The sequence below is a fragment of the Bowmanella yangjiangensis genome, from assembly GCF_018531185.1.
Taxonomy (GTDB): domain Bacteria; phylum Pseudomonadota; class Gammaproteobacteria; order Enterobacterales; family Alteromonadaceae; genus Bowmanella; species Bowmanella yangjiangensis.
In genome coordinates this window covers 160,132-186,153 of the sequence record NZ_JAHDJU010000003.1, presented here as the reverse complement: position 1 = coordinate 186,153, position 26,022 = coordinate 160,132, and the positions used below count along the sequence as shown (strand labels likewise).

At 49.1% G+C, this 26,022-nt stretch carries 24 protein-coding genes; 16 read left to right on the top strand and 8 right to left on the bottom strand.

What is annotated here, in order from left to right:
• Positions 1–21 precede the first annotated feature (21 nt).
• The gene (locus KJY73_RS16450) at positions 22–1,251 is read right to left on the bottom strand and encodes an EAL and HDOD domain-containing protein (RefSeq protein WP_214344818.1); all 1,230 of its coding nucleotides are present in this window, start codon (positions 1,249–1,251) and stop codon (positions 22–24) included.
• 426 nt (positions 1,252–1,677) lie between these two features.
• Between KJY73_RS16450 and pheS the strand changes: the two genes are divergently transcribed.
• From pheS to phrB, 6 genes are all read left to right on the top strand, one after another.
• Positions 1,678–2,658, top strand: coding sequence for a phenylalanine--tRNA ligase subunit alpha (gene pheS, locus KJY73_RS16445; RefSeq protein ID WP_206596075.1), 981 nt, complete (start codon positions 1,678–1,680; stop codon positions 2,656–2,658).
• A 14-nt stretch (positions 2,659–2,672) separates the two neighbouring features.
• Positions 2,673–5,060: a phenylalanine--tRNA ligase subunit beta gene (pheT, locus tag KJY73_RS16440; RefSeq protein ID WP_214344817.1), complete on the top strand. Its 2,388-nt coding sequence runs from the start codon at positions 2,673–2,675 to the stop codon at positions 5,058–5,060.
• A gap of 4 nt (positions 5,061–5,064) precedes the next feature.
• On the top strand, positions 5,065–5,361 hold the full coding sequence (locus KJY73_RS16435; RefSeq protein WP_188697804.1) for an integration host factor subunit alpha: 297 nt from the start codon (positions 5,065–5,067) through the stop codon (positions 5,359–5,361).
• 257 nt (positions 5,362–5,618) lie between these two features.
• Complete coding sequence (locus tag KJY73_RS16430) at positions 5,619–5,852, top strand: DUF3912 family protein (protein ID WP_206596073.1); 234 nt, start codon at positions 5,619–5,621, stop codon at positions 5,850–5,852.
• 60 nt (positions 5,853–5,912) lie between these two features.
• On the top strand, positions 5,913–6,845 hold the full coding sequence (locus KJY73_RS16425) for a YbgA family protein (RefSeq protein ID WP_206596072.1): 933 nt from the start codon (positions 5,913–5,915) through the stop codon (positions 6,843–6,845).
• Positions 6,846–6,848: 3 nt separating this feature from the next.
• Positions 6,849–8,285 (top strand): deoxyribodipyrimidine photo-lyase, encoded by a 1,437-nt coding sequence (gene phrB, locus KJY73_RS16420; protein ID WP_214344816.1) that lies wholly within the window; start codon positions 6,849–6,851, stop codon positions 8,283–8,285.
• A gap of 63 nt (positions 8,286–8,348) precedes the next feature.
• Here the strand turns inward: phrB and KJY73_RS16415 are convergent, their stop codons facing one another.
• Positions 8,349–8,693, bottom strand: coding sequence for a hypothetical protein (locus KJY73_RS16415; protein ID WP_214345305.1), 345 nt, complete (start codon positions 8,691–8,693; stop codon positions 8,349–8,351).
• 134 nt (positions 8,694–8,827) lie between these two features.
• On the opposite strand from KJY73_RS16415, the gene KJY73_RS16410 reads away from it, so the two are divergent.
• Both KJY73_RS16410 and KJY73_RS16405 read left to right on the top strand, forming a co-directional pair.
• The gene (locus KJY73_RS16410; protein WP_214345304.1) at positions 8,828–9,580 is read left to right on the top strand and encodes a Nif3-like dinuclear metal center hexameric protein; all 753 of its coding nucleotides are present in this window, start codon (positions 8,828–8,830) and stop codon (positions 9,578–9,580) included.
• An 11-nt stretch (positions 9,581–9,591) separates the two neighbouring features.
• Complete coding sequence (locus KJY73_RS16405) at positions 9,592–10,356, top strand: methyltransferase (RefSeq protein WP_214344815.1); 765 nt, start codon at positions 9,592–9,594, stop codon at positions 10,354–10,356.
• Here the strand turns inward: KJY73_RS16405 and KJY73_RS16400 are convergent.
• Both KJY73_RS16400 and KJY73_RS16395 read right to left on the bottom strand, forming a co-directional pair.
• Positions 10,340–11,326, bottom strand: a complete 987-nt coding sequence (locus KJY73_RS16400; protein WP_214344814.1) for a 2-hydroxyacid dehydrogenase — start codon at positions 11,324–11,326, stop codon at positions 10,340–10,342. The genes KJY73_RS16405 and KJY73_RS16400 overlap by 17 nt on opposite strands.
• A gap of 18 nt (positions 11,327–11,344) precedes the next feature.
• The gene (locus KJY73_RS16395) at positions 11,345–11,836 is read right to left on the bottom strand and encodes a glutathione peroxidase (protein WP_214344813.1); all 492 of its coding nucleotides are present in this window, start codon (positions 11,834–11,836) and stop codon (positions 11,345–11,347) included.
• Positions 11,837–11,944: 108 nt separating this feature from the next.
• On the opposite strand from KJY73_RS16395, the gene KJY73_RS16390 reads away from it, so the two are divergent.
• On the top strand, positions 11,945–12,808 hold the full coding sequence (locus KJY73_RS16390) for an NAD(P)-dependent oxidoreductase (protein ID WP_214344812.1): 864 nt from the start codon (positions 11,945–11,947) through the stop codon (positions 12,806–12,808).
• A gap of 7 nt (positions 12,809–12,815) precedes the next feature.
• Here the strand turns inward: KJY73_RS16390 and KJY73_RS16385 are convergent, their stop codons facing one another.
• Together KJY73_RS16385 and sbcB are read right to left on the bottom strand one after the other, a co-directional pair.
• Complete coding sequence (locus KJY73_RS16385; RefSeq protein ID WP_214344811.1) at positions 12,816–14,471, bottom strand: DUF342 domain-containing protein; 1,656 nt, start codon at positions 14,469–14,471, stop codon at positions 12,816–12,818.
• Positions 14,472–14,560: 89 nt separating this feature from the next.
• The gene (gene sbcB / locus KJY73_RS16380; protein WP_214344810.1) at positions 14,561–15,991 is read right to left on the bottom strand and encodes an exodeoxyribonuclease I; all 1,431 of its coding nucleotides are present in this window, start codon (positions 15,989–15,991) and stop codon (positions 14,561–14,563) included.
• A gap of 211 nt (positions 15,992–16,202) precedes the next feature.
• Between sbcB and KJY73_RS16375 the strand changes: the two genes are divergently transcribed.
• The 4 genes from KJY73_RS16375 to KJY73_RS16360 all read left to right on the top strand — a co-directional run bounded on the left by KJY73_RS16375 (position 16,203) and on the right by KJY73_RS16360 (position 22,210).
• Positions 16,203–17,219: an isoaspartyl peptidase/L-asparaginase family protein gene (locus KJY73_RS16375; protein WP_214344809.1), complete on the top strand. Its 1,017-nt coding sequence runs from the start codon at positions 16,203–16,205 to the stop codon at positions 17,217–17,219.
• Positions 17,220–17,470: 251 nt separating this feature from the next.
• Positions 17,471–17,890, top strand: a complete 420-nt coding sequence (locus tag KJY73_RS16370; RefSeq protein WP_206596063.1) for a CBS domain-containing protein — start codon at positions 17,471–17,473, stop codon at positions 17,888–17,890.
• Positions 17,891–17,969: 79 nt separating this feature from the next.
• Complete coding sequence (hrpA, locus tag KJY73_RS16365) at positions 17,970–21,818, top strand: ATP-dependent RNA helicase HrpA (protein WP_269813794.1); 3,849 nt, start codon at positions 17,970–17,972, stop codon at positions 21,816–21,818.
• Positions 21,819–21,910: 92 nt separating this feature from the next.
• Positions 21,911–22,210 carry a PilZ domain-containing protein gene (locus KJY73_RS16360; protein ID WP_206596062.1) on the top strand — a complete coding sequence of 100 codons (300 nt, stop codon included), beginning with the start codon at positions 21,911–21,913 and terminating at the stop codon, positions 22,208–22,210.
• 23 nt (positions 22,211–22,233) lie between these two features.
• Here the strand turns inward: KJY73_RS16360 and KJY73_RS16355 are convergent, their stop codons facing one another.
• Positions 22,234–23,421, bottom strand: a complete 1,188-nt coding sequence (locus tag KJY73_RS16355) for a class I SAM-dependent methyltransferase (RefSeq protein ID WP_214344808.1) — start codon at positions 23,419–23,421, stop codon at positions 22,234–22,236.
• Between the two features lie 73 nt (positions 23,422–23,494).
• Here KJY73_RS16355 and yccX point away from each other — a divergent pair, with 73 nt between their 5' ends.
• Positions 23,495–23,767, top strand: coding sequence for an acylphosphatase (gene yccX, locus KJY73_RS16350; protein ID WP_214344807.1), 273 nt, complete (start codon positions 23,495–23,497; stop codon positions 23,765–23,767).
• Complete coding sequence (locus tag KJY73_RS16345) at positions 23,764–24,738, top strand: NAD(P)H-quinone oxidoreductase (RefSeq protein WP_214344806.1); 975 nt, start codon at positions 23,764–23,766, stop codon at positions 24,736–24,738. The genes yccX and KJY73_RS16345 overlap by 4 nt, the downstream gene beginning before the upstream one ends.
• On the opposite strand, the gene rnhA is transcribed toward KJY73_RS16345, so the two are convergent.
• A complete protein-coding gene (rnhA, locus tag KJY73_RS16340; RefSeq protein ID WP_214344805.1) occupies positions 24,726–25,190 on the bottom strand; it encodes a ribonuclease HI in 465 nt (154 codons plus the stop codon). The two genes, KJY73_RS16345 and rnhA, sit on opposite strands and share 13 nt — an antisense overlap.
• 121 nt (positions 25,191–25,311) lie before the next feature.
• Here rnhA and dnaQ point away from each other — a divergent pair, with 121 nt between their 5' ends.
• On the top strand, positions 25,312–26,022 hold the full coding sequence (dnaQ, locus tag KJY73_RS16335) for a DNA polymerase III subunit epsilon (RefSeq protein ID WP_214344804.1): 711 nt from the start codon (positions 25,312–25,314) through the stop codon (positions 26,020–26,022).

The following is a 26,022-nucleotide window of genomic DNA, read 5'->3' as shown; positions in this document are numbered from 1 at the left end:
TGGATAGGTGCGCAATTGCGCTTACTTTCCGGATGTATTGGCTTCAAAATCCTCTGACCATTGTACTGCCTGGCTATATAGGTCGGGCAGAATGCTCTCTTCAAGTTTTAACGCATTGCTATGTTTTTGTGTCCAGAACCAGCTACCACTTTCGTATGCTTTAACCAGCGCCAGCACTGAACAAAGTGTGCCTGGTTGGCTGAGCAGTGCCTGCTTGACCTCATCTTCCAGTGGTAAGCGCTCCAGTACCTGGTCCATGGGCTGTCCCAATAAGGCATCAACCAGGGAAAACAATCCGCATAGAAACGCCATACCTGTTAGCGCTGGCGCGACTTTAGCGCATAGCAGTTCGCAAAAACGTGCGCGCAGAATCGACATGCGAATCAGTTCTAGTGGCTTATTGTTTCCACCAAGATGCGCGGTAGCGATAAGACAAATAAACTTGCGGGCCTGTTCTTCGCCAAGATAAATCAGTGCCTGCTTAATTGAGCCTATGGGCTCGCGCACTTCGAACAGTCCTGAGTTAATAAATCGCAGTAGTTTATAGGAGAGTGACAAATCTCGCTCAAAGTACATGGCCAGTTTGCTGTAACTGAAATTAGGTTTGAGCACTTCCAGATAAATAGCCAGTATCATATGATGCTGGGCTTCAATATCCGTGTGTTCCACCATTTCTGGCACGCAGAAGAAATAGCCCTGAAAAAAATCAAACCCCAGGTCTTTAGCCTGAGTAAATTCCTCATGGGTTTCGATTTTCTCAGCAAGAAAGCGCACGCCCTTGCGCATACGCAGCACTGGCAAAAGGGCAGCGACGTCGTCCAAGCTGGTGCGCTGGATATCAAACTTAATTAGCTTGGCGAAGTTTAAAAAGCGTTCCCAATCCGGGTGATAAACGAAATCATCAAGGGCAAAGCGGTAGCCGGCATGGAATAATTGCCGACATGCCGCGTAGATTTCATCGTTCGGCTCTACGTCTTCTAGTACCTCAATCACAATATCCTTTGGCGGAAGGAGTGCTGGGACGTGATCAAGTAAGCTTTGCTGGGAAAAGTTAATCAGCGCCATTTTATTACGGCACAGGTTTTTAAAACCGATATTCAGGTGCTGATTTAAGACCAGCCTGCTGGTAGCCACATCTGGTTTGACGTGGCGGGGAAACGCATTTTCAATGCCGTCCCTGAAAAACAATTCGTAAGCGACGGTCTGTTGGCGTCGATTAAGAATAGCTTGCCTTGCTGTGTAAACTTTCATAAAAACGAATCACTTCCTTTATACCGGGGACATACGGCAAGGACGGAAGGCCCCTTGCCGACAACAACAAACCCGGAGTACGCCTTAAGGCGCACGATGCGAACAACACAGAGCAGGCTTGCCCAACTCTGATCACAAGAGCGCAGATTATACAGTATATTTTTGGCTCTCAGGTCAGGCCTTTTGATGAAACGCCCGAACCTCACGTTGAACGATAGTTTACGCCGGGTTCACTTGTTGCTAACAAACATCGGTAAAGCTAGAGCACCGTTTGATTTACACCTTTTAACTTCCTTATTTTTAGCTCTTTTTTAAGCATTTACCTAGCGGGAAAAACGTACTTTCGTGTAGAATTCTGCGTTTTATTCTTTTTGTGCGGCAATTCTGAGGCCGCGCATAGCCAGATGCATTGAAATTGAGGAAAACATGGATCTTGAAGCCATAAGCAAAGAGGCCGCAGAATTGGTGGCCAACGCCACCGACATGGTCGAGTTGGATAAGGTCAGGGTCGAATTCCTTGGCAAAAAAGGCAAGCTGACAGAGCTGCTGAAGGGCCTTGGGAAACTGTCCGCAGAAGAACGTCCTGCTGCTGGTGAGCAGATCAACAAAGCCAAACAAGGGGTCCAACAGCTGATTCACGAGCGATCCGAGCTCCTGCGTCGTCAGGAACTGGATGCCAAACTGGGTCAGGAACGGGTGGACGTTACCTTACCTGGCCGCGGCAAGGCCAGTGGTGGACTGCATCCGGTTAGCCGCACCATTGAACGCATTGAAAGTTTCTTTGCGGAATTAGGCTTCTCTGTTAAACAGGGGCCAGAAATCGAAGATGCATTTCACAACTTTGATGCGTTGAACATTCCTGCCGATCACCCGGCACGGGCTAACCACGATACCTTTTATTTCAATCCGGATTTGATGTTGCGCACGCAAACCTCCGGTGTGCAAATTCGTACCATGGAAATGCAGAAGCCGCCTATTCGGATTATCTCGCCAGGGCGCGTGTATCGTAACGATTACGATCAGACCCATACCCCAATGTTCCATCAGGTTGAAGGCCTGATGGTGGATAAGAATGTCAGTTTTGCTGATCTGAAAGGTATCCTTAGCGATTTCGTGCGCAACTTCTTCGAAGAAGATTTGGAAGTACGTTTCCGCCCATCTTATTTTCCTTTTACTGAGCCTTCAGCGGAAATGGATGTTAGAACCAGCAGTGGTAAATGGCTTGAAGTGTTAGGCTGCGGGATGGTGCATCCCAACGTATTGCGTGCCGTGAATATCGACCCCGAGATCTACACAGGTTTTGCCTTTGGAATGGGGATCGAGCGTCTGACCATGCGACGCTATGAAGTGAATGACTTGCGTGCATTCTTCGAAAACGACCTGCGCTTCTTGAAACAGTTTAACTAGGAATTAATAGCAGCATGAAATTCAGTGAAAAGTGGTTAAGAGAATGGGTTAACCCTGCTATTTCTACCGAACAATTATCTGAGCAGCTCTCCATGGCAGGCTTGGAAGTCGACGGCATTGAAGCGGTTGCACCCGAGTTCAGTGGTGTTGTGGTTGGTGAGGTAGTGGACTGTGGTCAGCACCCTGACGCCGATAAACTGCGCGTCACTAAGGTAAATGTAGGCGGCGATGAGCTGTTAGATATCGTCTGTGGAGCACCAAACTGCCGTTTGGGCTTGAAAGTTGTTGTCGCAGTGGTTGGCGCGGTACTGCCAGGCGACTTTAAAATCAAGAAAGCCAAGCTGCGTGGTCAGCCTTCTCATGGCATGTTGTGTTCAGCTTCTGAACTTGGTTTGTCTGATGATCACGACGGGATTATTGAACTGCCGCTGGATGCCCCAATAGGCCAGGACATCCGTGAATACCTGCAGCTTGATGATGTCAGCATCGAAGTGGACCTGACGCCTAACCGCGCTGATTGTTTAGGTATCAAAGGGTTAGCTCGCGAAGTGGGTGTATTGAATCAGCTGCCTGTTCAGTCCGTGGCTGTTGAGCCTGTGCCCGCACAAACCACACATAAGCGCGGTATTGTGTTACAGGCCCCGCAAGCTTGCCCTCGTTATTTGGGCCGCGTAATTGAAAACGTAAACATGCAGGCCAAAACGCCAACCTGGATGAAGGAGCGGCTGCGCCGCAGTGGCGTGCGTAGCATTGATCCAGTGGTGGATGTGACTAACTATGTGTTACTCGAACTTGGCCACCCTATGCATGCTTTTGATAACGACGCACTGCAGGGCGATGTGCAGGTCCGTTTAGCCAAGGACAAGGAAAAGCTGGTGTTGTTAGATGGTCAGGAAGTTGAGCTGGCTGACAATACCTTAGTGATTGCGGATGAACACAAAGCGCTGGCCATGGCGGGTATCTTTGGTGGTGAGCATTCAGGTGTGACGGCTCAAACCAAGCATATCTTCCTCGAAAGCGCTTTTTTTGCGCCGGACGCTATTAAAGGCAGGGCACGTCAGTATGGTTTACATACCGATGCGTCACACCGTTACGAGCGCGGCGTTGACTATAAGCTACAGCGTGAGGCAATGGAACGTGCCACAGCATTGTTGTTGAGCATTGTTGGTGGTCAGGCCGGGCCAGTCGTTGAAGCAGTGAGCGAAGCGCACTTGCCAGCAGAGCGCCAGGTGACATTGCAGCGTGCCAATCTGGACAGATTGATCGGCATTCATATCGATACCGATAAAGTCACGGATATTTTTCAGCGCCTGGGATTGAATGTTCAGCAAGGTCAGGAAAGTTGGACCGTTGATGTACCCAGCTACCGTTTCGACATCGCAATAGCCGAAGATCTGATTGAAGAAGTGGCCAGGGTTTATGGTTATCACAATATTCCGCCGGCTGCGCCTTCCGCAAGCTTGCAGATGTCTAAACACCAGGAACGTAATACGCCGTTGATGCTGATGAAACAGCGTCTGGTCAGCTTGGGTTACCAGGAAGCCATCACTTATTCCTTTGTTGATCCTAAGGTGCAGAAGAGCCTATACCCTGATCTAAACGCCCTGGAGTTGCCGCATCCTATTTCGGTAGAGATGTCCTCTATGCGTTTGAGCTTGTGGCCCGGATTGTTACAAGCCGTGTCATATAACCAGAAGCGCCAGCAAAGCCAGGTTGCGCTGTTCGAAACCGGTTTGCGTTTCTTACCCGATGCCAATGAAGCGGCAGGGGTGTCTCAGCAGGCAGTGATCGGTGGCGTACTGGCGGGTATTCGCCAGACGGAACATTGGGATATGACCACAGCGGCGGTAGATTTCTTTGATATTAAAGCCGCGGTGGAAGCCTTGATTGCAACCGCTGCTGCCCCTGATGAATTCAGCTTTAAAGCTGTTGAACACAGTGCGTTACACCCAGGTCAGGCGGCCGCAGTGTACCGCAATGGCAAGCAGGTCGGACTGTTGGGTGCGATTCACCCTCAGTTTGAAAAAGAGCTTAAACTCAATGGCCGTACTTACGTATTTGAGCTGGAATTGGATGCGCTCAGCGAGCGACGTATTCCTCAGGCCAAAGAGATTTCACGTTATCCTGCCAATCGCAGGGATATTGCATTGCTGGTCAAGGACAGCCATACTGTCGCTGACATACTTGCTTGCATAGAAAAATTTGGTGGAAATCAGCTAGTTGGCCTAAACTTGTTTGACCTATACAGAGGTAAGGGCATTGCTGAGGGGTATAAGAGCCTGGCGATTTCCTTGACACTGCAGGACCCAGCGAGAACCCTTGAAGAGCATGAGATTCAAGCTGTGGTAGAGCGAATTCTGGCCGCGTTGTCAGAGCAATTTGAGGCATCTCTGAGGGATTGAGTTTATGGCGCTGACGAAAGCCGATATGGCTGAACATTTGTTCGAAAAGCTGGGCATGAATAAACGTGACGCTAAAGACCTGGTTGAATCCTTTTTTGAGGAAGTCAGGGAAGCTTTAGAATCCGGTGAGCAGGTTAAACTGTCCGGATTCGGCAACTTTGACCTTCGCCAGAAGAACGAGCGTCCTGGGCGTAATCCCAAAACCGGCGAAGATATTCCAATCAAAGCCAGAAGGGTTGTGACCTTCCGACCTGGTCAGAAGCTTAAGAGCCGGGTGGAAAACTCCGAACCACAGGCTTAAGCAATATAAGGCGCACATAATGTGCGCCTTATTGTTTTCAAGCCTTATAACGTATTTTTGGTAATACCTCGCTATGGGTATTTATACATGGCGGCACTATCGTTTTTGCCGTTTTCTATTAAAATTCCTGCCAATGCAGCCACTCCTTTTTGTCTGTTCGTTTCAGACTAATGCGAATTGCAATTTGACCTGATTGACCTGCGCCTTTTTCCTGTGTTTGGCCTGGTTTTGTATAGCGATTTTTGTGTGAGGTTTGCATGCCTGTAACTAAAGCCCAACCCGATCTACCAAGCCCGCCGCCCAGTTTGCTGGGACGCTGTGTTTATATTAAACGCGGACCATATCAAGGTCGCACCGCCAAAGTCTTGCGTAAAATGGGTGACAATACCTATCAGCTAGGGGAACAGGAGCTCGGTCCTGAAACTATCGTCGTCAACCGTGATGATGTGATCGCCGGTAGGCGCAGCAACGGAAAAAAACGGGCTAAGTGATCCTGGCGGCAGTATTTCTCGTAAGTTAAGCTATTAAGAAGCAATCTACCGAGAATATCCATGCCAAAAATTGGCGTCAGCGCTTGCGTTATGGGTGATCAGGTTCGCTATGACGGTGGTCACAAACAATCGACTTTTGTAACCCGGCAACTGCAGCCCCACGTTACTTATCAGCCAATTTGTCCGGAAGTTGGCATTGGCATGCCAGTGCCTCGTCCGACTATCCACCTGCGTGAAATGACCGATGGCATTCATTTGACTGATTCACGTAATGGGTTAATAGATCATACCGACGCTATGCGGACATTTTTTGCTAAAAAGTTGCCTGTCCTTGAGCAATTGGATGGCTATGTGGTGGCGGCTAAGAGTCCCAGTTGCGGTATGGAGCGTATCAAAGTGTACGACAGTGAAGGGCAACTATTGCACCGCAGTGGTCAGGGGCTTTTTACCCAGTTACTCAAGGAGCATTTTCCACACCTGCCAGTTGAGGAAGATGGGCGACTGAATGACGCCGGTTTACGCGAAAGCTTTATCACTAGGGTGTTTGTTTACCACGAATTCAGACATCAGGTGCTGGATAGTCTAAGCGTCAATACCTTGGTGAAGTTTCACAGTCGGCATAAATTACTTGTGATGGCATACAGCCCGGTGCTGTATCGTTCTTTGGGGCGATTGGTTGCTAAGGCCAAAGGACAGGAACATACCATAGCGCAGGAATACCTGGCTCTGGTTATGCAAGCCTTGTCTAAGCCGACCAACAGACGTAAGCACACCAATGTACTGATGCATATGCAAGGCTACTTCAAACGTGATTTAACCTCTGCAGATAAACACGAGCTCAGCCAGCAGATTGACAATTACCGATTAGGGCGGGTTCCTTTACTGGCACCGGTGACATTGCTTAAACACCATTTGCGGCATTTTCCTAATGCGTACTTGGCTCAGCAATCCTATTTCGATCCTTATCCGCAAGAACTAGGACTGAGGGCCTGAGCATTGACAGCCTTGGTGTGGTTGCGTAGTGATCTACGCACGGTCTGGCATAGCCCGTTAGCTTATGCCACAGACAATCATAAGCAGGTCAGTGCGGTATTCTTTGTTACACCTTTGCAGTGGCAGCACTATGGGCTAGCACCGATCAAACTTGATTTGCTAATGCGACGGCTACTGGCATTGAAAACTGAGCTGTCAGAAAAAGGCGTGCAGTTAAACCTCATCGAAGCTGATGATTTTGATGCTATTCCTGCCGCACTTAAAAGACTATGCACTGAGCAAGGCATTACCCATGTCTACTGTAATGCGGAGTACGAGTTAGACGAGCGCAGACGTGATCAGGAGGTGAAAGAACTCCTGGGTGCTCAACAGATTAAGATGGGCTTCTTTCATGATACTTGTCTGGTTCGCCCTGACCATTTACTCAACAAGCAAGGTCTGCCTTATAAAGTATTCACACCTTATTTTCACCAGTGGTTGGAGAATGTTAGAGGCAACCTGCCAACACCTCAGCAGTGGCATGCACCTAGTGATTCCCTGAATTTTTCCCACTCACTAACCACTGACAGTAATTCGTTACCCTGTTGGTTAGACGGCAGTAGCAAGGATTGGCCTTGTGATGAAGGGGATATCCTTAACCAGGTACAGAGCTTTCTTACTGACAAAGTTAATGATTATTGGGAACAGCGAGACTTTCCTGCGCAATCGGGCACCAGTGGCGTTTCTCCGTACTTGAGTATTGGTGCGGTGGCCCCAGCGCAATTAGCTCATGAGATGCTTGTTCAATATGGCCCAGAACTGCTTGAAGGGCAGGGCGGGGCCTTTGTGTGGCTGCGTGAACTCGCCTGGCGGGATTTTTATCGTTATGTGATGTTTCATTTTCCTCATGTATGCCGTTACCACTGCTTCAACGACAAATACGATAGCTTTGCTTGGCACAACGACAAATCATTATTTGACGCATGGAGTCAGGGACAAACAGGTTACCCCATTGTGGATGCCGCGATGCGTTGTTTGAATGCCACGGGGTGGATGCACAACCGACTGCGCATGATAGTGGCGAGTTTTTTATGTAAACACCTGCTATTGCCCTGGCGATGGGGCGAAGATTATTTTATGTCAAAATTGATTGACGGGGACTTTGCCTCGAACAATGGCGGTTGGCAGTGGAGTGCTTCGGTGGGAACCGACGCAGCGCCTTACTTTCGTATCTTTAATCCTGCGGCGCAGGGACAGCGCTATGATCCTGACGGTGAGTTCCTGTTGCAGTGGGTGCCAGAATTAAAAAAGGTTCCGCTTAAATACCTGCATGAGCCACAAAAGTGGCCAGGAGCCAGTGGCTTGGACTATCCACGACCTGTTGTTGAACATAAACAGGCCGTGGCGAATACTAAGGAGCGTTTTTCCCAGTTTTTGGACAGTGTGAAATCGTCCAAATAATCCCGGCATAAAAAAAGCGACCTGACGAGGTCGCTTTTTTTGAGGTCGCTTAATCCAGCGCGATTAACGCGGCTCGCGACACAGATTATCTTTAGCAGCCAGTTGCTCAGCCCAGTAGGCTTTTACTGAAAATGAAGATTGCTTGGCTTTGGCCTTAGCTTTAGGCACTGCTGGTTTCTTCGCAGCAGGTTTTGCTTCGGCGGTTTTCTTTTCAGCCTTGGTCGCTGGTGCGGCTTTGCTACCACCCAGCTCAGCGATCATTTCTTCCAGCTGTGCCAGACGCAGATTTTTACCACCATCGACGGAATACCAACCACCCTTAGCTTCGATCGTTGGCGCCTTTCCATGGGCGGCCTGGTAGGCTTCGGTGAACTTAGCGATAATCTCGTCTTTATCCATCTTACTCATACTCGGGGACTCTCCCAATACATTAAACTCGTGCTTTTCGGCACGTAAAACAGCAGAATGCATTGTTATACCCTCTTTGCTTTTTAATGTCTAATTTTCAACCCTTTTGTAACAAAAACAGGCGAATCATGACGATTTCAAGACAAGAACTCTGCCAATATCTGGATAATTTACTGAGTCCAGGCAAAATCAAAGACTATTGTCCCAATGGTCTGCAGGTTGAAGGGCGTAATACTATCCACCGGGTGGTAACGGGGGTTACGGCCAGCCAGGCTTTAATTGATGCAGCAATTGAACAGCAAGCCGATGCCATATTGGTTCATCATGGTTATTTCTGGCGGGGCGAGGATGCCACGATTCGCGGCATGCGTAAGCAACGTCTGGCAAGCTTACTTAAGCATGATATCAATTTGCTGGCCTACCATTTGCCCCTGGATATTCATCCCGTGCTTGGTAACAACGCACAGCTTGCCAAGCTATTGGATATTCAAACAGAGGGCGGCTTAGATGCTGATAATCCTCAATCAGTGGCTATGCGAGGGCGTTTTGCTGAGCCACTTGATGCACAAGCTATTGCCCGTCGTATAGAGGCTAAACTCGGCCGTGTGCCTTTAGTGGAAGCCACAGATAAACCCATAAAAACAGTAGCCTGGTGTACCGGCGGTGGACAAAGTTTTATCGATTTGGCCGCAGAGCAGGGCATAGATGCTTTTATCAGTGGTGAGGTGTCGGAACAAACCATTCATGTGGCGAGGGAATGTGGCATTGCGTTTTTTGCTGCAGGTCATCATGCCACTGAGCGCTATGGTGCAAAGGCCCTTGGTGAGCACCTGGCAAAAGAACTGGGATTGGCAGTGACCTTCGTTGACATACCCAATCCCGCTTGACGGATATCGCTATGCATAAACAGTACAGCCAGGACCAGAGTTTCGATCGTATAGCCGAGAAATTTGAGAAAAACATCTACGGTACGACCAAGGGGCGGCTACGCCATGAGTTGCTTGAGCACTATCTGCTCCAGTACCTGCCGTCAGCACCTCAAAGAGTATTGGATGCCGGTGGCGGAACCGGCGTTATGACTAAGACCCTGGCGCAACTGGGGCATCAGATACTACTTAACGACCTGTCAGAAGATGCGCTGAATATTGCCAGACAAAAACTGGCAGACTACCCGCAAGTCAGCTACCACTGTGGCCCTTTGCAGGAGATTAACGAGCAAACGCAGTTTGATGTGATCCTTTGCCATGCCGTGCTGGAATGGCTGAGCCAGCCACTGGATGCCATTGAAGGATTGTTAACCAAGCTGGCCCCAGGGGGGCAATTGTCATTGAGCTTCTTCAATAGCGATGCGCATTTGTTCAGCAACGTTATCTACGGCAATTTTGATTACATCGATAAAGATTTTGTGGTGCCTAACCGGGTCAGACTTAATCCCAATAAAGCGGTGTGCCCGGCACAGGTTTTGGCGTATCTGGAAGCGGCCGGATTAACGGTGATTCACAAAGCCGGGATTCGTTGCTTCCACGATTACGTGCGTGATAAAAGCATTCAAACCACGCACTACGAGCAGCTAAAAGCGAAAGAGCTGGAATACGGCACCAGCCACCCCTTTGTTTGGCTGGGCCGTTATTTTCATGTTATAGCCATTAAGCCAGGCGAGTGAGGTCGTCACTTTTACCTTGCGCGGTCAGTCGTAGGTTGTTGGTTGTGGTTTGGGCAATCTGTACCAGTGCCTCATGGGTGAAAAAGCCCTGATGGCCGGTGATCAACACATTGGGGAAGGTGCAAAGTCGCTGGAAAATGTCATCCTGAATAATTTGATTAGACAGGTCTTCAAAAAACAGATCACCTTCCATTTCGTATACGTCTAGGCCGAGAAAACCTATCTTTTGACTCTTCAAGGCCTGAATGACAGCTTGCGTGTCAATTAATGCGCCGCGAGATGTGTTAATCAGCATGACACCGCTTTTCATCTTAGTCAGGCTTTGCTGGTTGATCATATGTTTAGTGTCTGGTGTCAAGGGGCAATGCAATGAGAGGATGTCTGCCTGCTCAAATAGACTGTCCAGTTCAACATACTTTCCTCCCAGTGTGGTGATTTCATCTGTTGGATAGGGATCGTGGCACAGCACTTGGCAACCAAAGCCTTTGAATAATCGGGCGGTCGCCAGACCAATGCGTCCAGTGCCGATAATGCCGACGGTTTTACCGTGCAGGTTGAAGCCCAGTAAGCCATCAAGAGAGAAATTTCCTTCCTTGATTCGGTTATAGGCCTTGTGCAGTTTACGATTCAGCGTCAGTACTAATGCCAGAGTGTGTTCTGCAACCGCTTCTGGTGAATAGGCCGGTACTCTGGAAACACCCATGCCAAGTTGTTTGGCATGTTCTAAATCCACGTTGTTAAAACCAGCGCAGCGCAGCGCAATATGACGCACGCCACCCGCATGCAGGGTGTTCAATACGCCAGCGTCCAACTGGTCATTTACAAACACACAAACCGCATCAAACCCCTGTGCCAGGCTGGCGGTTTGATTGTTCAGTCGAGATTCGATAAAGCACAGCTCTAACCCCTTGCCGGCCAGGGATAAGTATTGTTCGTCATAAGCCTTTGCACTGAATACTGCGACTTTCATGGACACTCCTTGTTGAGATTATTTTGACGCTAACAGGCGCTGAATATCGGCCTGAATAGATTCTGGTGTTGCTGTCGGGCTGAAACGTTTTACCACGTCACCCTGTTGGTTGACCAAAAACTTAGTGAAGTTCCATTTTATCCGCTGTGAACCAAATATGCCCGGCGCCTGAGCCTTTAAATGGGTATACAGAGGGGGAGTCGTTGGACCGTTCACGTCAATTTTGGCAAAGATTGGAAAGCTCACCTTGAAGTTTAGCTCGCAAAACGATTGTATCTCTGCGTTACTTCCCGGTTCCTGCTGGCCAAACTGGTTGCAAGGAAATGCCAGTACCTCGAAGCCCTGCGAGGAGAATGTCTCGTATAAGTGTTGTAACCCGGCATATTGTTTAGTGAACCCGCATTGGCTGGCCGTATTCACGATAAGTAGCACCTTACCGCGATAATCAGCCAGATTTTGGGTTTGGCCGTTACTTCGTTGCATGTCAAAATCATACACGGACTTTGTCATTATTGGTTCCTGCATCTTCAAACCCGACAGCTTAACTGGTTTGGGCTGGTATGGGCCTTAATGTCAGCATAAATTTGATTATTCGCCAAGTACAAGAAGGGCCGTTTCATGAAAGTCAGTTTTATCGGGTTAGGTGTGATGGGATTTCCCATGGCCGGACATTTGCAAAAAGCCGGTCATCAGGTGTGTGTGTATAACCGTACCAGGCAAAAAGCTTTGGATTGGGTAGAGAAATACCAGGGAACCATGGCTGACACACCTAAAGCGGCGGCAAGTGGTGCCGAACTGGTTTTTGTCTGCGTGGGTAACGATGACGATCTGCGCTCAGTGGTATTGGGTGAGCAAGGAGCGCTGGCTGGTATGCAGGCTGGCACTGTGCTGGTTGATCATACAACCGCTTCTGCAACCGTAGCACGTGAACTGGAAGCGCTTTGCGAAGCACAACAGGTGGGCTTTCTAGATGCACCGGTGTCAGGCGGACAGGCTGGTGCCGAGAATGGGCAATTGACTATTATGGTGGGAGGAAAACAGCCGAGTTACGCCCTGGCTGAGCCGGTAATGCAGAGCTATGCGCGTTTTTGTCGTTTGTTAGGTGAGTGTGGCACCGGGCAGTTAGCTAAAATGATGAACCAGATTTGTATCGCGGGGGTGGTGCAAGGTTTAGCTGAAGCAATGAATTTTGGTCAAAAAGCAGGGCTGGATTGCGAAGCTGTTGTTGAGGTTATCAGTAAAGGTGCTGCCCAATCCTGGCAAATGGAAAACCGACATAAGACGATGTTGGCTGACCAATATGAGTTTGGCTTTGCGGTAGATTGGATGCGTAAAGACTTAGGTATCGCTTTGCAGCAAGGCCGGGAGCTTGGTGCAACCTTACCTATGACTGCTTTGGTTGATCAATTCTATGCTGATGTACAAGCTATGGGAGGAAATCGTTGGGATACCTCCAGCCTGCTGGCAAGATTGAAACGCTAGTTGGTAATCAGGTGGGCTGAAAATGCCACTGATGTTCGAAATAATGTACCCGGCCGCGAGAATAATCGCGGTCGGCTTTCCAAGTGCGATTATTGAGTTTTACCACTACTCCTGAATGCACTTTTTTGCTGCTGAGCAGACCGATAGTATCCAGATATTCGTCTTTGGACTTTCTTAGCGTCTCAACTTTTTTGATTACCCAGCCGAGCAATTCCTCTTCACTCTTATAAAGCTTAACTGCCATGTTGACTTTCTTGGCCAGATCATTGGGGAGTTGCTTCTTCTTGATGACGTCGATTCGGGTTTTATGGCGGATATAGTTATCCTGAATGTGCTTGAGTAATTCTTCCATCGCATCAATGCGCTCAAGCAAAAAGTTGTAGCCTTCGCTGAAGTCTACAAACAGATTGGAGCCAGATACCGCTCCAATAGTTCCAGCCTGCACGGCTTGCTGACATTGGATTTCACAGCCAAATAGGTTGCCATTAGGGTTGTCGACAGGACCCACAATCACCGCGCCCCGGCAGATAATGCTGCTATGTGCCAACTGCTTGCCAACCGTTACATTGCCGTTGCAGATGATCTCAAGACCCTGGCCATGTTGAACGTGGATGCTGCCTTGGGCTGACAATTTGGTGCTATATTCCGTTTTACCCACTTCCGCCTGTTTACCCATGGCGCCCTGAGTAATAATAATATCACCGCCGGCTTGAATAATGGCCGACTCCACAAAGCCGTTTATAGTGACATCGCCTGAGGCGGTGATGATCATCTTTTCAGTGACATCACCATTGACTATGACTGCGCCGTCATAATTGATGTTACCTGTGCCGACATTCACGCCTTTACACACGAAGGTTTCATCAACCCACATATCGCCGTTGTTAAACTTCGGCATGCCAGCTATTTCAGCTAGCAGCAGGTTCTCATCATCGGGGCTGATTAAGGTGCCACTTCCAGGTTTGAGTGTTAACCATTCTCCAGGGGTAGGCTGAAGACTCTCACCACGCACGGTAAAGCCGGTACGCCCCTGACTGGGGGGCGTTCGGCGCAATAGCGGCGTGCCAGCCTTTACACAGATAACGTCGCCTAAGTCACGCATGTCCACCCGGGAAACACTGATTTCCTGTGGTCGCAAAATGCGTTCAAGGGCATTGGGGACTAAGGGCAACATTTTGGATGAATGACCGGCACGCATAGGCAAACCTTTGGCCACTATCATTTTGATATGGGTGCCGGGAGGCTCGGAATTGGCTTGTTGTAAGGCCGCTTTTAGGCGTTTTCTTGACAGACCACGCTTTATGTCGGCAGCTCGTGCCATTTTAAGCAGTTGCGGGTAATTAGGGTTTGCCCCGCCACAAGCCGTCAGCAGGCTAAGTTCAGCCAGCATATCGGAGTCGGTTAGTTTGAATTTGACTTCAGCATCCCGGCGCTCTGCTACGCGCTCATCAAGCTGCTTGTGGCTATTGTTTTCTTTGGCCTTGTGGACATCATTTGCCAGTTTAACCAGAGACTCTTCCAAGACAAACAGGCGGCCGTGCTCACTTTCCTTAATCAGGCTAATAAGCTGCTTGGCGTCAGGATTACCTTCCACCTCTTGGGTATCTATGTTCAGCCTCAGAAACTTGCCACTGTCTTCCAGGACAAGGGTTATGCCCTTCATACTTCCGCCTTGTTACTCCTGTAGCCTTGTTATCGACAACAACCGATTAACATTTACCATATCTTGGAAGACATGTCTCTTTGTGTGTGTCAGATGCTCTGTGCATATTGATATAGCGCGCGCAAAATAGCTAGCTTGTTGCCATCTTGTTGATACACATGACCTAATCTTTCCACCTCACGTAAATATTCTTCCATATGTAAACTGGCCGGGGAGCTGCTGTCCAACAAGCGGAAACGGCGGTGCTCCTGCCATTTGTTCAGTTCGTCTGCATTTAGTGTGGCCGGATAGTTTCTGGCTCTGAAACGGAACAACAAGGTTTTCAGGCGTGGGTCGTCAAACTGCCAGCTCAGGACGGACAATTGGTCGGGACTTGCCTGGCGTATTTGCTCGCAACGAGCCCTGTCTGCATCAGACAAGAAGCCACCACTGTAAAGTGCGTAATCTGGATCCTGGCTTTCCTGATCAGAAGGGCTTTCAAACAATTCCTGCAACTTATTTACTAAGTTAGGTATGGCACGAATTTGCTCAAGATGTTTTAGACAGCGTTCACGATCTATACCTAAACGGGCGGCATTTTCCGGGCTAAGGGTTTTAGCTGGCGCAATAACAGGGCATTTGTTTAAATGAATTAGTTTAATGGGTAAGCGCTGCTCATTTTCCTCCAGCATACTGGAGGGCTGATAAAGTTTCTCTTTAAGTTGTTCAACCGATAAGGTGTCAAGCGGGGTAGGGTCCAATGCCAGATTAAGAACTACGACGGCATTTCGGTTTACCGGGTGCTGGCATATCGGAGCCACCCAGGTACAGCAGCCTTGCGCAGCGGGTAATTTGGAAGAGACATGCACCACAGGTGTCATGCGATAGCAATCCAATTGGGCCTGTACATTCTTTTTGTTGCGCAGTTCAAATAAGTAGTCATACAACTTAGGTTGGCGCGTTTTAATCAATTTAGCCAAGGCGATAGTGGCATACACATCTGACATGGCATCGTGCGCTGACTCGTGGGCGATGTCGTTGGCCTTGGTTAAATCTTCAAGCCGAAAACTCGGTGTGCCATCTTCTTTTTGTGGCCAGTTTATCCCCTCCGGACGCAAGGCATAGCAAGCTCGAACCATATCAATAATGTCCCAGCGGCTACTGCCTCGCTGCCACTCACGGGCATAAGGATCGTAAAAATTTCGATACAAAGTGTAGCGGGTTACTTCGTCATCAAATCGAATGCTGTTGTATCCAGCGACGCAGGTGTTTGCTTGGCTGAATTCCTGATGGATTCGCTCGATAAACTGCGCTTCGTTGACCCCGTCACGCAGGCTGAGCTGTGGGGTGATACCGGTGATCAAACAGGCTTGTGGATGCGGAAGATAGTCACTGGGGATCTGGCAATACAGCTTTAGCGGCTTACCTATAGGGTTCAGATCTAAGTCTGTGCGTATACCTGCAAATTGCGCAGCAGGATCTTTCTGTGGATTGGCACCCCAGGTTTCATAGTCGTGCCAAAATATGCTGGAACCAGACAATCAATTCATCCAATGGCGATAAGTTTCAGGGCTGAATCTCAGCAGATTCTCGGGCTAAACTCAACCTGCTATCCGGGTTAGATGCTCAGGAATAAGGCGAATAGGGCAAATTGTCGGGACAGGCCGTACAGCCTAGGGAACAATTTTCTGTTACGCTCGGGTTTAAAAATAAGCGTACAACGCCCTACTTAACCCAAGACAGGAAGCCAAAATGAAACAAAAACTGGCCATTTTATTCAGTGTTACTGCAATGAGTTTTACCGCTATGGCAGAAGAACAGCAACCTATCGCCATCGCCATACATGGTGGTGCGGGCACTATCAGCAAGGCAAAGTTAACTCCTGAGCGTGAACAGGAGTACCGTGCCAAGTTAGAGGAAGCGGTAAAGGCCGGTTATCAATTGTTGCAAAACGGCGCGTCCAGTCTGGATGCTGTTGTTGCATCAGTTCAGATATTAGAGGACTCCCCGCTATTTAATGCTGGCCGTGGTGCGGTATATACCTACGATGGTGAGCATGAACTTGATGCGTCAATTATGTATGGTAAAGATCGTACCGCAGGTGCTGTGGCGGGCGTGAAAACAGTGAAAAGTCCCATCGCGCTGGCCAGGGCGGTAATGGAGAAGTCTCAGCATGTCATGTTAAGTGGCAAGGGGGCTGAAGAATTTGCTGATACGCTGGAATTGGATAAAGTTGAAAACAGCTACTTTGATTCTGATGCCAGGCGACAGCAGTTGGAGCGTGCCAGAGAGACACTGAAGCAGGACAAAACTGCCTTCTCCCGACCTGATATGCTTGACTACAAGTTTGGCACTGTAGGTGCGGTTGCATTAGATAAGGCCGGTAACTTGTCAGCAGCCACCTCAACGGGGGGGATGACCGCCAAGCGTTACGGCCGTATTGGCGACTCCCCGGTAATTGGTGCCGGAACTTTTGCTGATAATAAGAGCTGTGCTGTGTCTGCTACCGGCCACGGTGAATATTTTATTCGCTTCAACGTTGCCTCAGATATCTGCGCACGTACCGAGTATTTGCAAGTACCGGCTAAAGTGGCTGCGGAATCGGTTATCCACAATGTACTTAAGCCTGTTGGGGGGACTGGTGGCGTGATCGTGGTAGACCGTCATGGCGAAGTCAGCATGCCGTTTAATACCCAAGGTATGTACCGTGCCAGCGTTGATGCCAGCGGTAAGGTGCATGTTGCCATCTACCAGGAAGAGACTGAGTAACCCTATATCCATTTCTGGCAACGTACTTTAGTTAATTCTGTACAAGGTACGTTGCCTGCGAACAGATCCCCGTCCACTAGTTGGCAGTTTGCTAATACAGCTCTGTTGCAGAATATTTTGTTTTTGGCGTAGGAATAAGTGCTACCCAAGGTCTATGCTTAACTTACTGGTCAGGTAAGTTTTTTTCATCATTAAGTGTCTTTGCCGACCAGTCACGACTCGCTGCATGCCAAAACAAAAGGGGAGGCTTTATGGAGTCCTTGCAAGTCAGTGATTATATGAATCGTCGTCCTGTGACTTTTTCTGAGCAAATGACGGTGGCAGAAGCTGTTGAAAGATTACTGCACAGTCGTCAGACGGGGGGACCTGTCGTTGATAAAGAGCGCCGCTTGGTGGGTTTTTTATCTGAACAGGATTGCTTGGCCAGAATGCTGGAGTCCAGTTTTTACCGTGAGCAGGTGGCCAGAGTTTCCGACGTGATGCGTCATGAAGTCTTGTCTATCAAACCTTATATGTCGGTCATTGAACTTGCCCAGAAGATGTTGGGAGAAAAACCTAAAGTCTATCCTGTGGTGGACGATGACGGCCTGCTACTGGGGTCAATAACCCGGGCAGAGGTGTTGCATGCTATCGATATTCAGCTTCAGGCTGGCTACAAAAGGGCAGTTTGAACATTTTTGGTCTGGTATTCCTGACTGCCTTCTTCTAGGATCTGCGCCCATCTGACTTGATGTGTGGATCCTTTTACTTTTGTCTCAAGCCAATCTTAAAAATCTGATTAACCAGTGTATGCAAATTGACCGGCATCGTTTTATACGACGCCTGCAGAACTTGCGTGGTGACACTCAATCGCCAGCCTTTACTGAGCTGGCCGATCAGGTTGTGCAGTCGATCAACCAATGCCAAATGCGTCGCGATGGCTTGCCAAAAATCGATTATCCAGATTTACCTGTCAGTGAGCATAGAGACGAGATTGCCAAGGCGATAGATACGCATCAAGTGGTGATTGTTGCTGGGGAAACCGGTTCAGGTAAAACCACACAGTTACCAAAGATTTGTCTGGAGTTAGGCCGTGGTGTGCGGGGGCTGATTGGCCATACACAGCCAAGACGGCTGGCCGCTCGCAGTGTGGCCAATCGAATTGCTGAAGAGTTGCAAACACCGATGGGCCAGGCCGTGGGCTACAAAGTGCGCTTTACCGATCAAGTGAGCGACCAGACCTATGTAAAATTGATGACCGACGGTATCTTGTTGGCTGAAATACAACAGGATCGTTTCCTCAACCAATATGACACCATCATTATTGACGAAGCCCATGAGCGCAGTCTGAATATTGACTTCATTCTGGGTTACCTGAAACAGCTATTACCTAAGCGCCCAGATCTTAAGCTGATTATTACCAGTGCAACCATAGATCCTGAGCGTTTCTCACGGCATTTTAATGATGCACCTGTGATTCAGGTGAGTGGACGGACTTATCCTGTGGAAGTGCGCTATCGTCCTTTGGACGAAGGCGATGATGACCGTGACCAAATTCAGGGTATTTTGGATGCAGTAAATGAGCTAGGCCGCGAAAGTCACGGGGATATTCTGGTTTTCTTAAGTGGCGAGCGAGAGATCCGTGATACCGCCGATGCGTTGCAAAAGGCTCAGTTAAGAGCCACCGAAGTCCTGCCTTTGTATGCTCGTTTATCGGCTGCAGAGCAAAACCGTATTTTTGCTCCCCATGGTGGACGGCGCATCGTGCTGGCCACCAACGTAGCCGAAACCTCACTGACGGTACCTGGCATTAAGTATGTCATTGATCCTGGCTTTGCCCGTTTGTCCCGCTACAGCGCTCGCAGCAAAGTGCAGCGTTTGCCTATTGAAGCGATTTCCCAGGCCTCGGCCAATCAACGTGCCGGTCGCTGTGGACGGGTCAGTGAAGGGATATGTATTCGTCTATATAGTGAGCAGGATTTTCTGGGACGCCCGGAGTTCACCGATCCTGAAATTCTGCGTACCAACTTGGCCTCCGTTATCCTACAGATGCTAGCGCTTGGGCTGGGCAATATCGAAGCCTTTCCTTTTGTACAGGCACCTGATTCACGAAACGTCAATGATGGTTTCAGGCTGTTGCAGGAGCTGGGCGCTATCAATGAGGCGCGTGGCGCAGAGCGAGCACGCTTGACACAAACCGGAAAGCAGATCGCCCGATTGCCGGTGGATCCTCGCTATGCCCGTATGTTGGTAGAAGCAGCGAAAAACAGTGCCTTGCAGGAAGTCATGGTGATTGCCGCGGCCCTGAGTATTCAGGATCCCAGAGAAAGGCCGCAGGATAAGCGGCAGGCCGCGGACCAGGCGCACAGCTTATTTCAGCATAAAGAATCGGACTTTTTGTCCTACCAACAGCTGTGGCAAACTTTCCGCGAGCAGCAAAAACAGCTCACCAATAATCAGCTACGTAAATGGTGTCGGGATCACTTTCTGAATTATCTGCGTATGCGCGAATGGCAGGACATTGTCAGCCAGCTAAAACAAGCCATAGTCGACCTTGGATTTCGTCTTAACAGCCAACCGGCAGATTACGATGCCATTCACCAGGCCATTGCCAGTGGTCTGCTGTCGCATATCGGTTTTAAAGACAAAGAGAGAGAATATCTGGGCGCCAGAAACAGCCGCTTTATGATCTTTCCGGGTTCAGGTGTCGCCAAGTCAACGCCTAAATGGTTGATGGCCGCCGAGCTGGTGGAAACGTCCAGATTGTTTGCCAGGGATGTTGCCAAAATTGATCCCGTCTGGCTTGAACCCTTATCTACCCATTTAGCTAAGCACCATTACAGTGAGCCTTATTGGTCGAAAAAGCAGGGGGCTGTATTGGCTACCTTGCGTGTCAGCCTGTTTGGTCTAGATATCGTCCGTGACCGTAGGGTTAACTACAGCAAGATTGACCCTAAGGTCTGTCGTGAACTCTTTATCCGTGAAGCCTTGGTAAATTTAGAGACCAAGCTGGACTTTGCCTTTCTAAAACATAATCAGGCCTTGGTTGAGCAGATTGAAGAGTTGGAGGCCAAGTCCCGCCGCCGTGACATTCTGGTGGATGAAGAAGACTTGGTGGCCTTCTATCAGACGCATATTCCGGAATCTGTTTGTACGGAAGCAGACTTTCGCAAGTGGTGGAACAAGCAGCAGGACAAAACACTGCTGAATTTCGACATCGAACAGTTAATGCGACAAGGGGCGAGCCATGTCAGTGAACTGGATTATCCAACGCGCTGGCATCAGGGTAATTTAAGCCTGGCGCTTGATTATCATTTTGAGCCCAAAGATGTGGATGATGGTGTAAGCCTGATGATTCCGCTGCCACTGCTTAACCAAGTACAGCCTGTGGGGTTTGACTGGTTGGTACCCGGACTCAGAGAAGAGTTGATTGTCAGCCTGATTAAATCATTGCCGAAGAGGCTGAGACGCAACTTTGTACCCGCACCGGATTATGCCAGAGCTTGTGTGGCCGATTTGCATCAACAGGATATTCCGTTTTTGCAGGCGCTGTCACAAAAGCTACGCAAAATGACCGGGGTTGAGGTGACGCAAGAAGAGTGGCAACTTCAAGAGCTCCCTGCGCATTTAAGCATGAACTTTAAAGTGCTGGATACCCACGGCAAGTTGTTGTTACAAGGCCGGGATTTGACGGAGTTGCAGCATAAGTTGCAGGGGAAATTGGAGAAAACCTTACAAAAGGCCGCCACGCCGGATGTTGAACAACAGGACTTAACTCAGTGGAGTTTTGGCCAACTGGCCGAGGTATTTGTCAACAAGCAGGCAAGTTATCAGGTTAAGGCTTACCCGGCCTTGGTTGATAACAAACAAAGCGTCGCCATTAAGCTATTCGATCAACCCCACCTGGCGGCAGACGCGCATCGGCAGGGATTGCGTCGATTGTTGTTGCTGAACCTGCCGTCCCCTATTAAGTACTTGCAGGACAAACTGCCTAATAAGGCCAAACTTGGGCTGTACTTTAATCCATTCGGCCAGATCAAAGCGCTGATTGATGATTGTATCAGTGCTGCCGTAGATCAATTGGTTGGTGAGCAACCTGAGGCGGTCCGTTCTGAGCAACAGTATCAGCAACTGCATGAGCTGATCCGCGCCGAGTTGAATGATACCGTGCTGGCTATTGCCATTAAGGTGGAAAAGGGGCTGACATTAGCCCATGAGATCCATAAAAAACTCAAGGGTAATGTACCGCTGAATATGATTAATGCAGTAGGTGACATTAAAGCTAACCTGGATGAGTTGGTTTATGCTGGCTTTGTGACTGATATTGGTACGACCCGTTTGGATGACTGGAACCGCTATTTGCTGGCTATCGCCAAGCGCCTGGAAAAGCTACCTATAGATCCGTCTAAAGATCGTCAACATCAGCTGGTGGTCAGCAAGGTTGTCGAGCAGTGGCGAGGCAAATTGAATAAAGTCCCCAAAGGACAGCCCGTCAGTAACGAATTGCAAGAAGTGAAATGGATGATCCAGGAGTTGCGGGTATCCTTCTTTGCTCAGCAATTAGGCACCGCTTATCCAATTTCCGAAAAACGCATCCTCAATCATCTGGATAAGCTATAGTTTTGTAGCTTGCCCTGTCGACAAGATTGACAAGGCGTAATCAGCACAATATAAAGAATTGTTGTATTTTGGTAAATATTGAGGGGATGGTAATGCTGGGCTATGACGATAAGCGTGATTTCTTTCGCATGATGGTCAACACTGCCTGTGAATTGAGAATAACGGATGACGAATCCAGTCGCACGTTATCTGCAATTTGCAAGGATCTCAGTGCTACCGGCATGTCATTTGAAGTAGAAGAATCGATTGAAGCTGGTACTGTGGTGCAGGCCGTGTTGGAATCCAGCAACAGCCAGATCCCTTCACTCAATGCCAAGGCTAAAGTCGTGCGGTGTACTGCAGGCTCTGACAATAGCTACATGGTTGGTGTAGAAATTATTGAAATGAGCTAACTCAAAAGGGCTGTGATCAGCCCTTACAATACCCTGCAGACTAAACCTTTCAGATAAAACCCTTCAGGATAACTGCTGGCCACCGGATGATCAGAGGCCTGCCCCAGTCTTTCCAGAAACTGTACTTGCCGTCCAGCATCCAGCGCGGCATCGGCGACCACCTTATGGAATAAATCCGTCGGCATCAGGCCAGAACAGGAAAAGGTACATAGGATACCGCCAGGGCGAAGTATTTGCATGGCATGCAAATTGATATCCTTATATCCCCGACAAGCTCGGTTTAATGTGGCCTTATTGTCTACAAACTTCGGCGGGTCCAGGATAATTTGGTCAAACTGGCGTCCTTCCTGCACGTAATCGCGCAGTGCCTGGAAAACATCAACCTGAACAAAGTCACAGCGGGACAGATCTAGCCCGTTGATTTCAACATTGCGTTTGGCAATGGCTAGGGCCGGCTCTGAGACATCCAGATTGGTAACATGTTTGGCGCCAGATGCCAGGGCATAACTCCCAAAGGTACCTGTGTAGCAAAAACAGTTAAGTACTTCTTTATTCTCAGCGTAGCGCCCGGCAATCGCACGGTTATCTCGTTGGTCCAGATAAAAGCCTGTTTTATGCCCGGTCATGGGGTTCACCAGAATCTTGACGCCATTTTCTTCAATGATGACCTCTTCTGGTACTTCTCCGTGTAACACCTGAACTAAAGACTCCAATCCTTCCTTTTGGCGCACGGCCACATCTGAGCGCTCTAAAATGGCACAGTCAGGGAAACATTTTTTCAGTGCCCAGACAATCTTGTCCCTATGTTTGTCGGCACCTGCACTGAGTAATTGGCATACCAATACATTATCGTATTTATCAATGGTTACCCCAGGTAAACCGTCTGATTCGGCGGCAACCAGTCGATAGCCGGTTAGGCCCTGGCGAGCAATCAGTTCCTGACGCCCAAGCAAGGCCGTTTGGATCCGGCGCAGAAAGAAACCATTGTCGACAACTTCGTTTTGGTCAAAGGTCCAGACTCTGGCCTGTATTTGCGATTGTGCAGACCAGGCGGCCCTGGCCAGCCATTTACCGTCATGGCTCAATACCTCAACGGTATCACCAGATCGCATACGGCCTTTTTGCGACTTAATGGCACTGGCGAAAATCCAAGGGTGGCGACGAAGCAGGGATTTCTCCCGTTCGGGATGCAAAATCAGAGTGGATGACATAGCATAGTCCGTAAATTCAGCTGTGGCGGGCGTTTCCGCCAAATTGTCGGCATTGTACAGAAGGAATCCACGCTTGGCGAAGCAATGCGTAAAAATCCGGGTTGAGGGCAGGGTGCAAGGGGTATTCTTTCGCAAACATACTCAGCAGCGGGCCGTGCAACTGGGACTGACCGGCTATGCCAAAAATATGCAGGACGGTGCTGTGGAAGTGATTGCCTGTGGTGAAGATGCTGCCCTAGAACAATTGGCAAGCTTTGTTTGTCAGGGACCGCCTGGCAGTCAAGTGCTCAGTGCTGACACTCTGATATTTGACTATCAATCTTATAGTGGTTTTGAAATTTTATGATGTTACAGATTCAGCACCAGACTCCCAATCAACAACTTATCCTGGAACAGGCTCCTGTGCCCGAGATTAGTCCAGGACAAGTGCTGGTAAAAGTCACAGCCTTTGGTCTCAATAGGGCCGACACCTTACAAAGACAGGGCAAGTACCCTCCACCTCCAGGCGAGAGTCCGATTATGGGGTTGGAGGTTGCTGGCGAAGTCATTGAGGTGGCAGCCGATGTGAGCCGCTGGCATGTTGGGCAGCGGGTATTTGGTTTGGTGGCCGGCGGCGGCTATGCACAGTATGTAGCTGTCAATGCTGATCATCTGATGGCAATTCCTGACGCAATGACTACGAATGAAGCGGCAGGTTGTGCAGAGGTGTTCCTGACGGCTTATCAAGCTTTGTTTTCTCTGGGGCAGCTGAAAAATCATCAAAAAGTCCTTTTACATGCTGGTGCCAGTGGCGTGGGTTCCGCGGCTATCCGACTGGCCCAGCTAGTCGGCGCTAAAGTGGCGGTGACAGCATCCAGTGACGAGAAGTTGGTTTTTTGTCAGCAACTTGGTGCTGAGCTATTGATCAACTACAAACAGTCATCATTTGCCGAGCAAATCAAAACCCAGTGGGGGGGAGTGGATTTGATCGTGGATGTGGTTGGTGGTGATTATTTGAATGCCAATGTGAAGTCGCTAAACATGGATGGACGAATTGTTCAGCTTGCCATGTTAGGGGGACGATATGTTGAGAATTTTGATATGGCCCTGATGCTTGCTAAACGTGCCACTCTAATGGCATCTACCCTGCGTAATCGCAGCGATGAATATAAGAGTCAGTTAATTCAGGGATTCGTTGAGCGGTTTGCAGAGGCGCTGGCCACGCGCCGCCTGACGGTTTGTATCGACAGTACCTTTGCTGCCAGTGAGATTGCTCTAGCCCATCAGCGTCTGGAACAGAATCAAAGCATGGGTAAGCTAGTCTGCTATTGGGACTGAAAACCGTTGTCTGGTTGGAGATTTTGGCCTTGCGCGGCGGTGCGGGCCAATTCATCACACCGCTCATTTTCTGGATGACCGGCATGACCTTTAACCCAGTGCCAATGTATCTTGTGCTTACTGACCAGGCTATCCAGTTCCTGCCACAGGTCGACATTTTTGACGGGTTTCTTATCTGAGGTTCGCCAACCGTTTTTCTTCCAGTTGTTAATCCATTGCATAATGCCCTGACGCAGATATTGGCTGTCAGTGGTCAAGTCAATTTCACAACTTTCCTTAAGAATACGCAGTGCCGCAATAGCCGCCAGCATTTCCATTCTGTTATTGGTGGTCTGCGTAAAGCCCTGACTAAGTTCCTTGCAGTGCTTACCATAGCGCATGACTACGCCGTAGCCACCAGGTCCAGGGTTACCTAAGCAGGAACCATCGGTAAAAATCTGTACTTTTTTCATCACTTCCACTTACTTTGAGTCAAGGAGAATCACCCAAAGGTTGAATTTGCCGAGACAGGGCAAAAGGGGGCAGTATAATAAGCACCATCTGCAAAGCATAGTATTAACGGCACCGCGACTTATGAGACAAATCGTACTGGATACGGAAACCACCGGCATTGACCCTAAGCAGGGGCATCGGATCATTGAAATAGGCTGTGTAGAGGTTATCAACCGTCGGCTTACCGGTAACCATTTCCATGTTTACATCAATCCGCAGCGCGAGGTTGAGCAAGAGGCCATCGAGGTTCACGGTATCACCAATGAGATGTTGGCAGATAAGCCGTTGTTTCGTGATGTCGCTCAGGAGTTTGAGGAATTCATTCAAGGTGCACAGCTGGTCATTCACAACGCCGCGTTTGACGTGGGCTTTATGGACCATGAGTTTGGCATGCTGGGGAAACCCAGCAACTTTACCCATGGCATATGTACAGTTCTGGATACCCTGGCACTTGCCAGACAATTGCACCCTGGGCAAAAAAATAACCTGGATGCCTTGTGTCGCCGCTATGGCATAGATAACTCGCACCGTACGTTGCACGGCGCATTGTTGGATGCGGAGATCCTGGCTGAAGTCTACCTGTTTATGACGGGTGGCCAGACCAATCTCAATCTGAGTGGTAATAATGCCGGGACAGACAGTCAGGGCGAAACCGTTAGGCTATTGCCTGCTGACAGAAAGCCGCTAAAGGTTATTCGTGCCTCGGCCGATGAACAGGAAGAACATGAGCGCCGTTTGGATCTGATTGAAGCCAAAGGGGGTGCTTGCCTATGGCGTCAAACTGCGGATTAG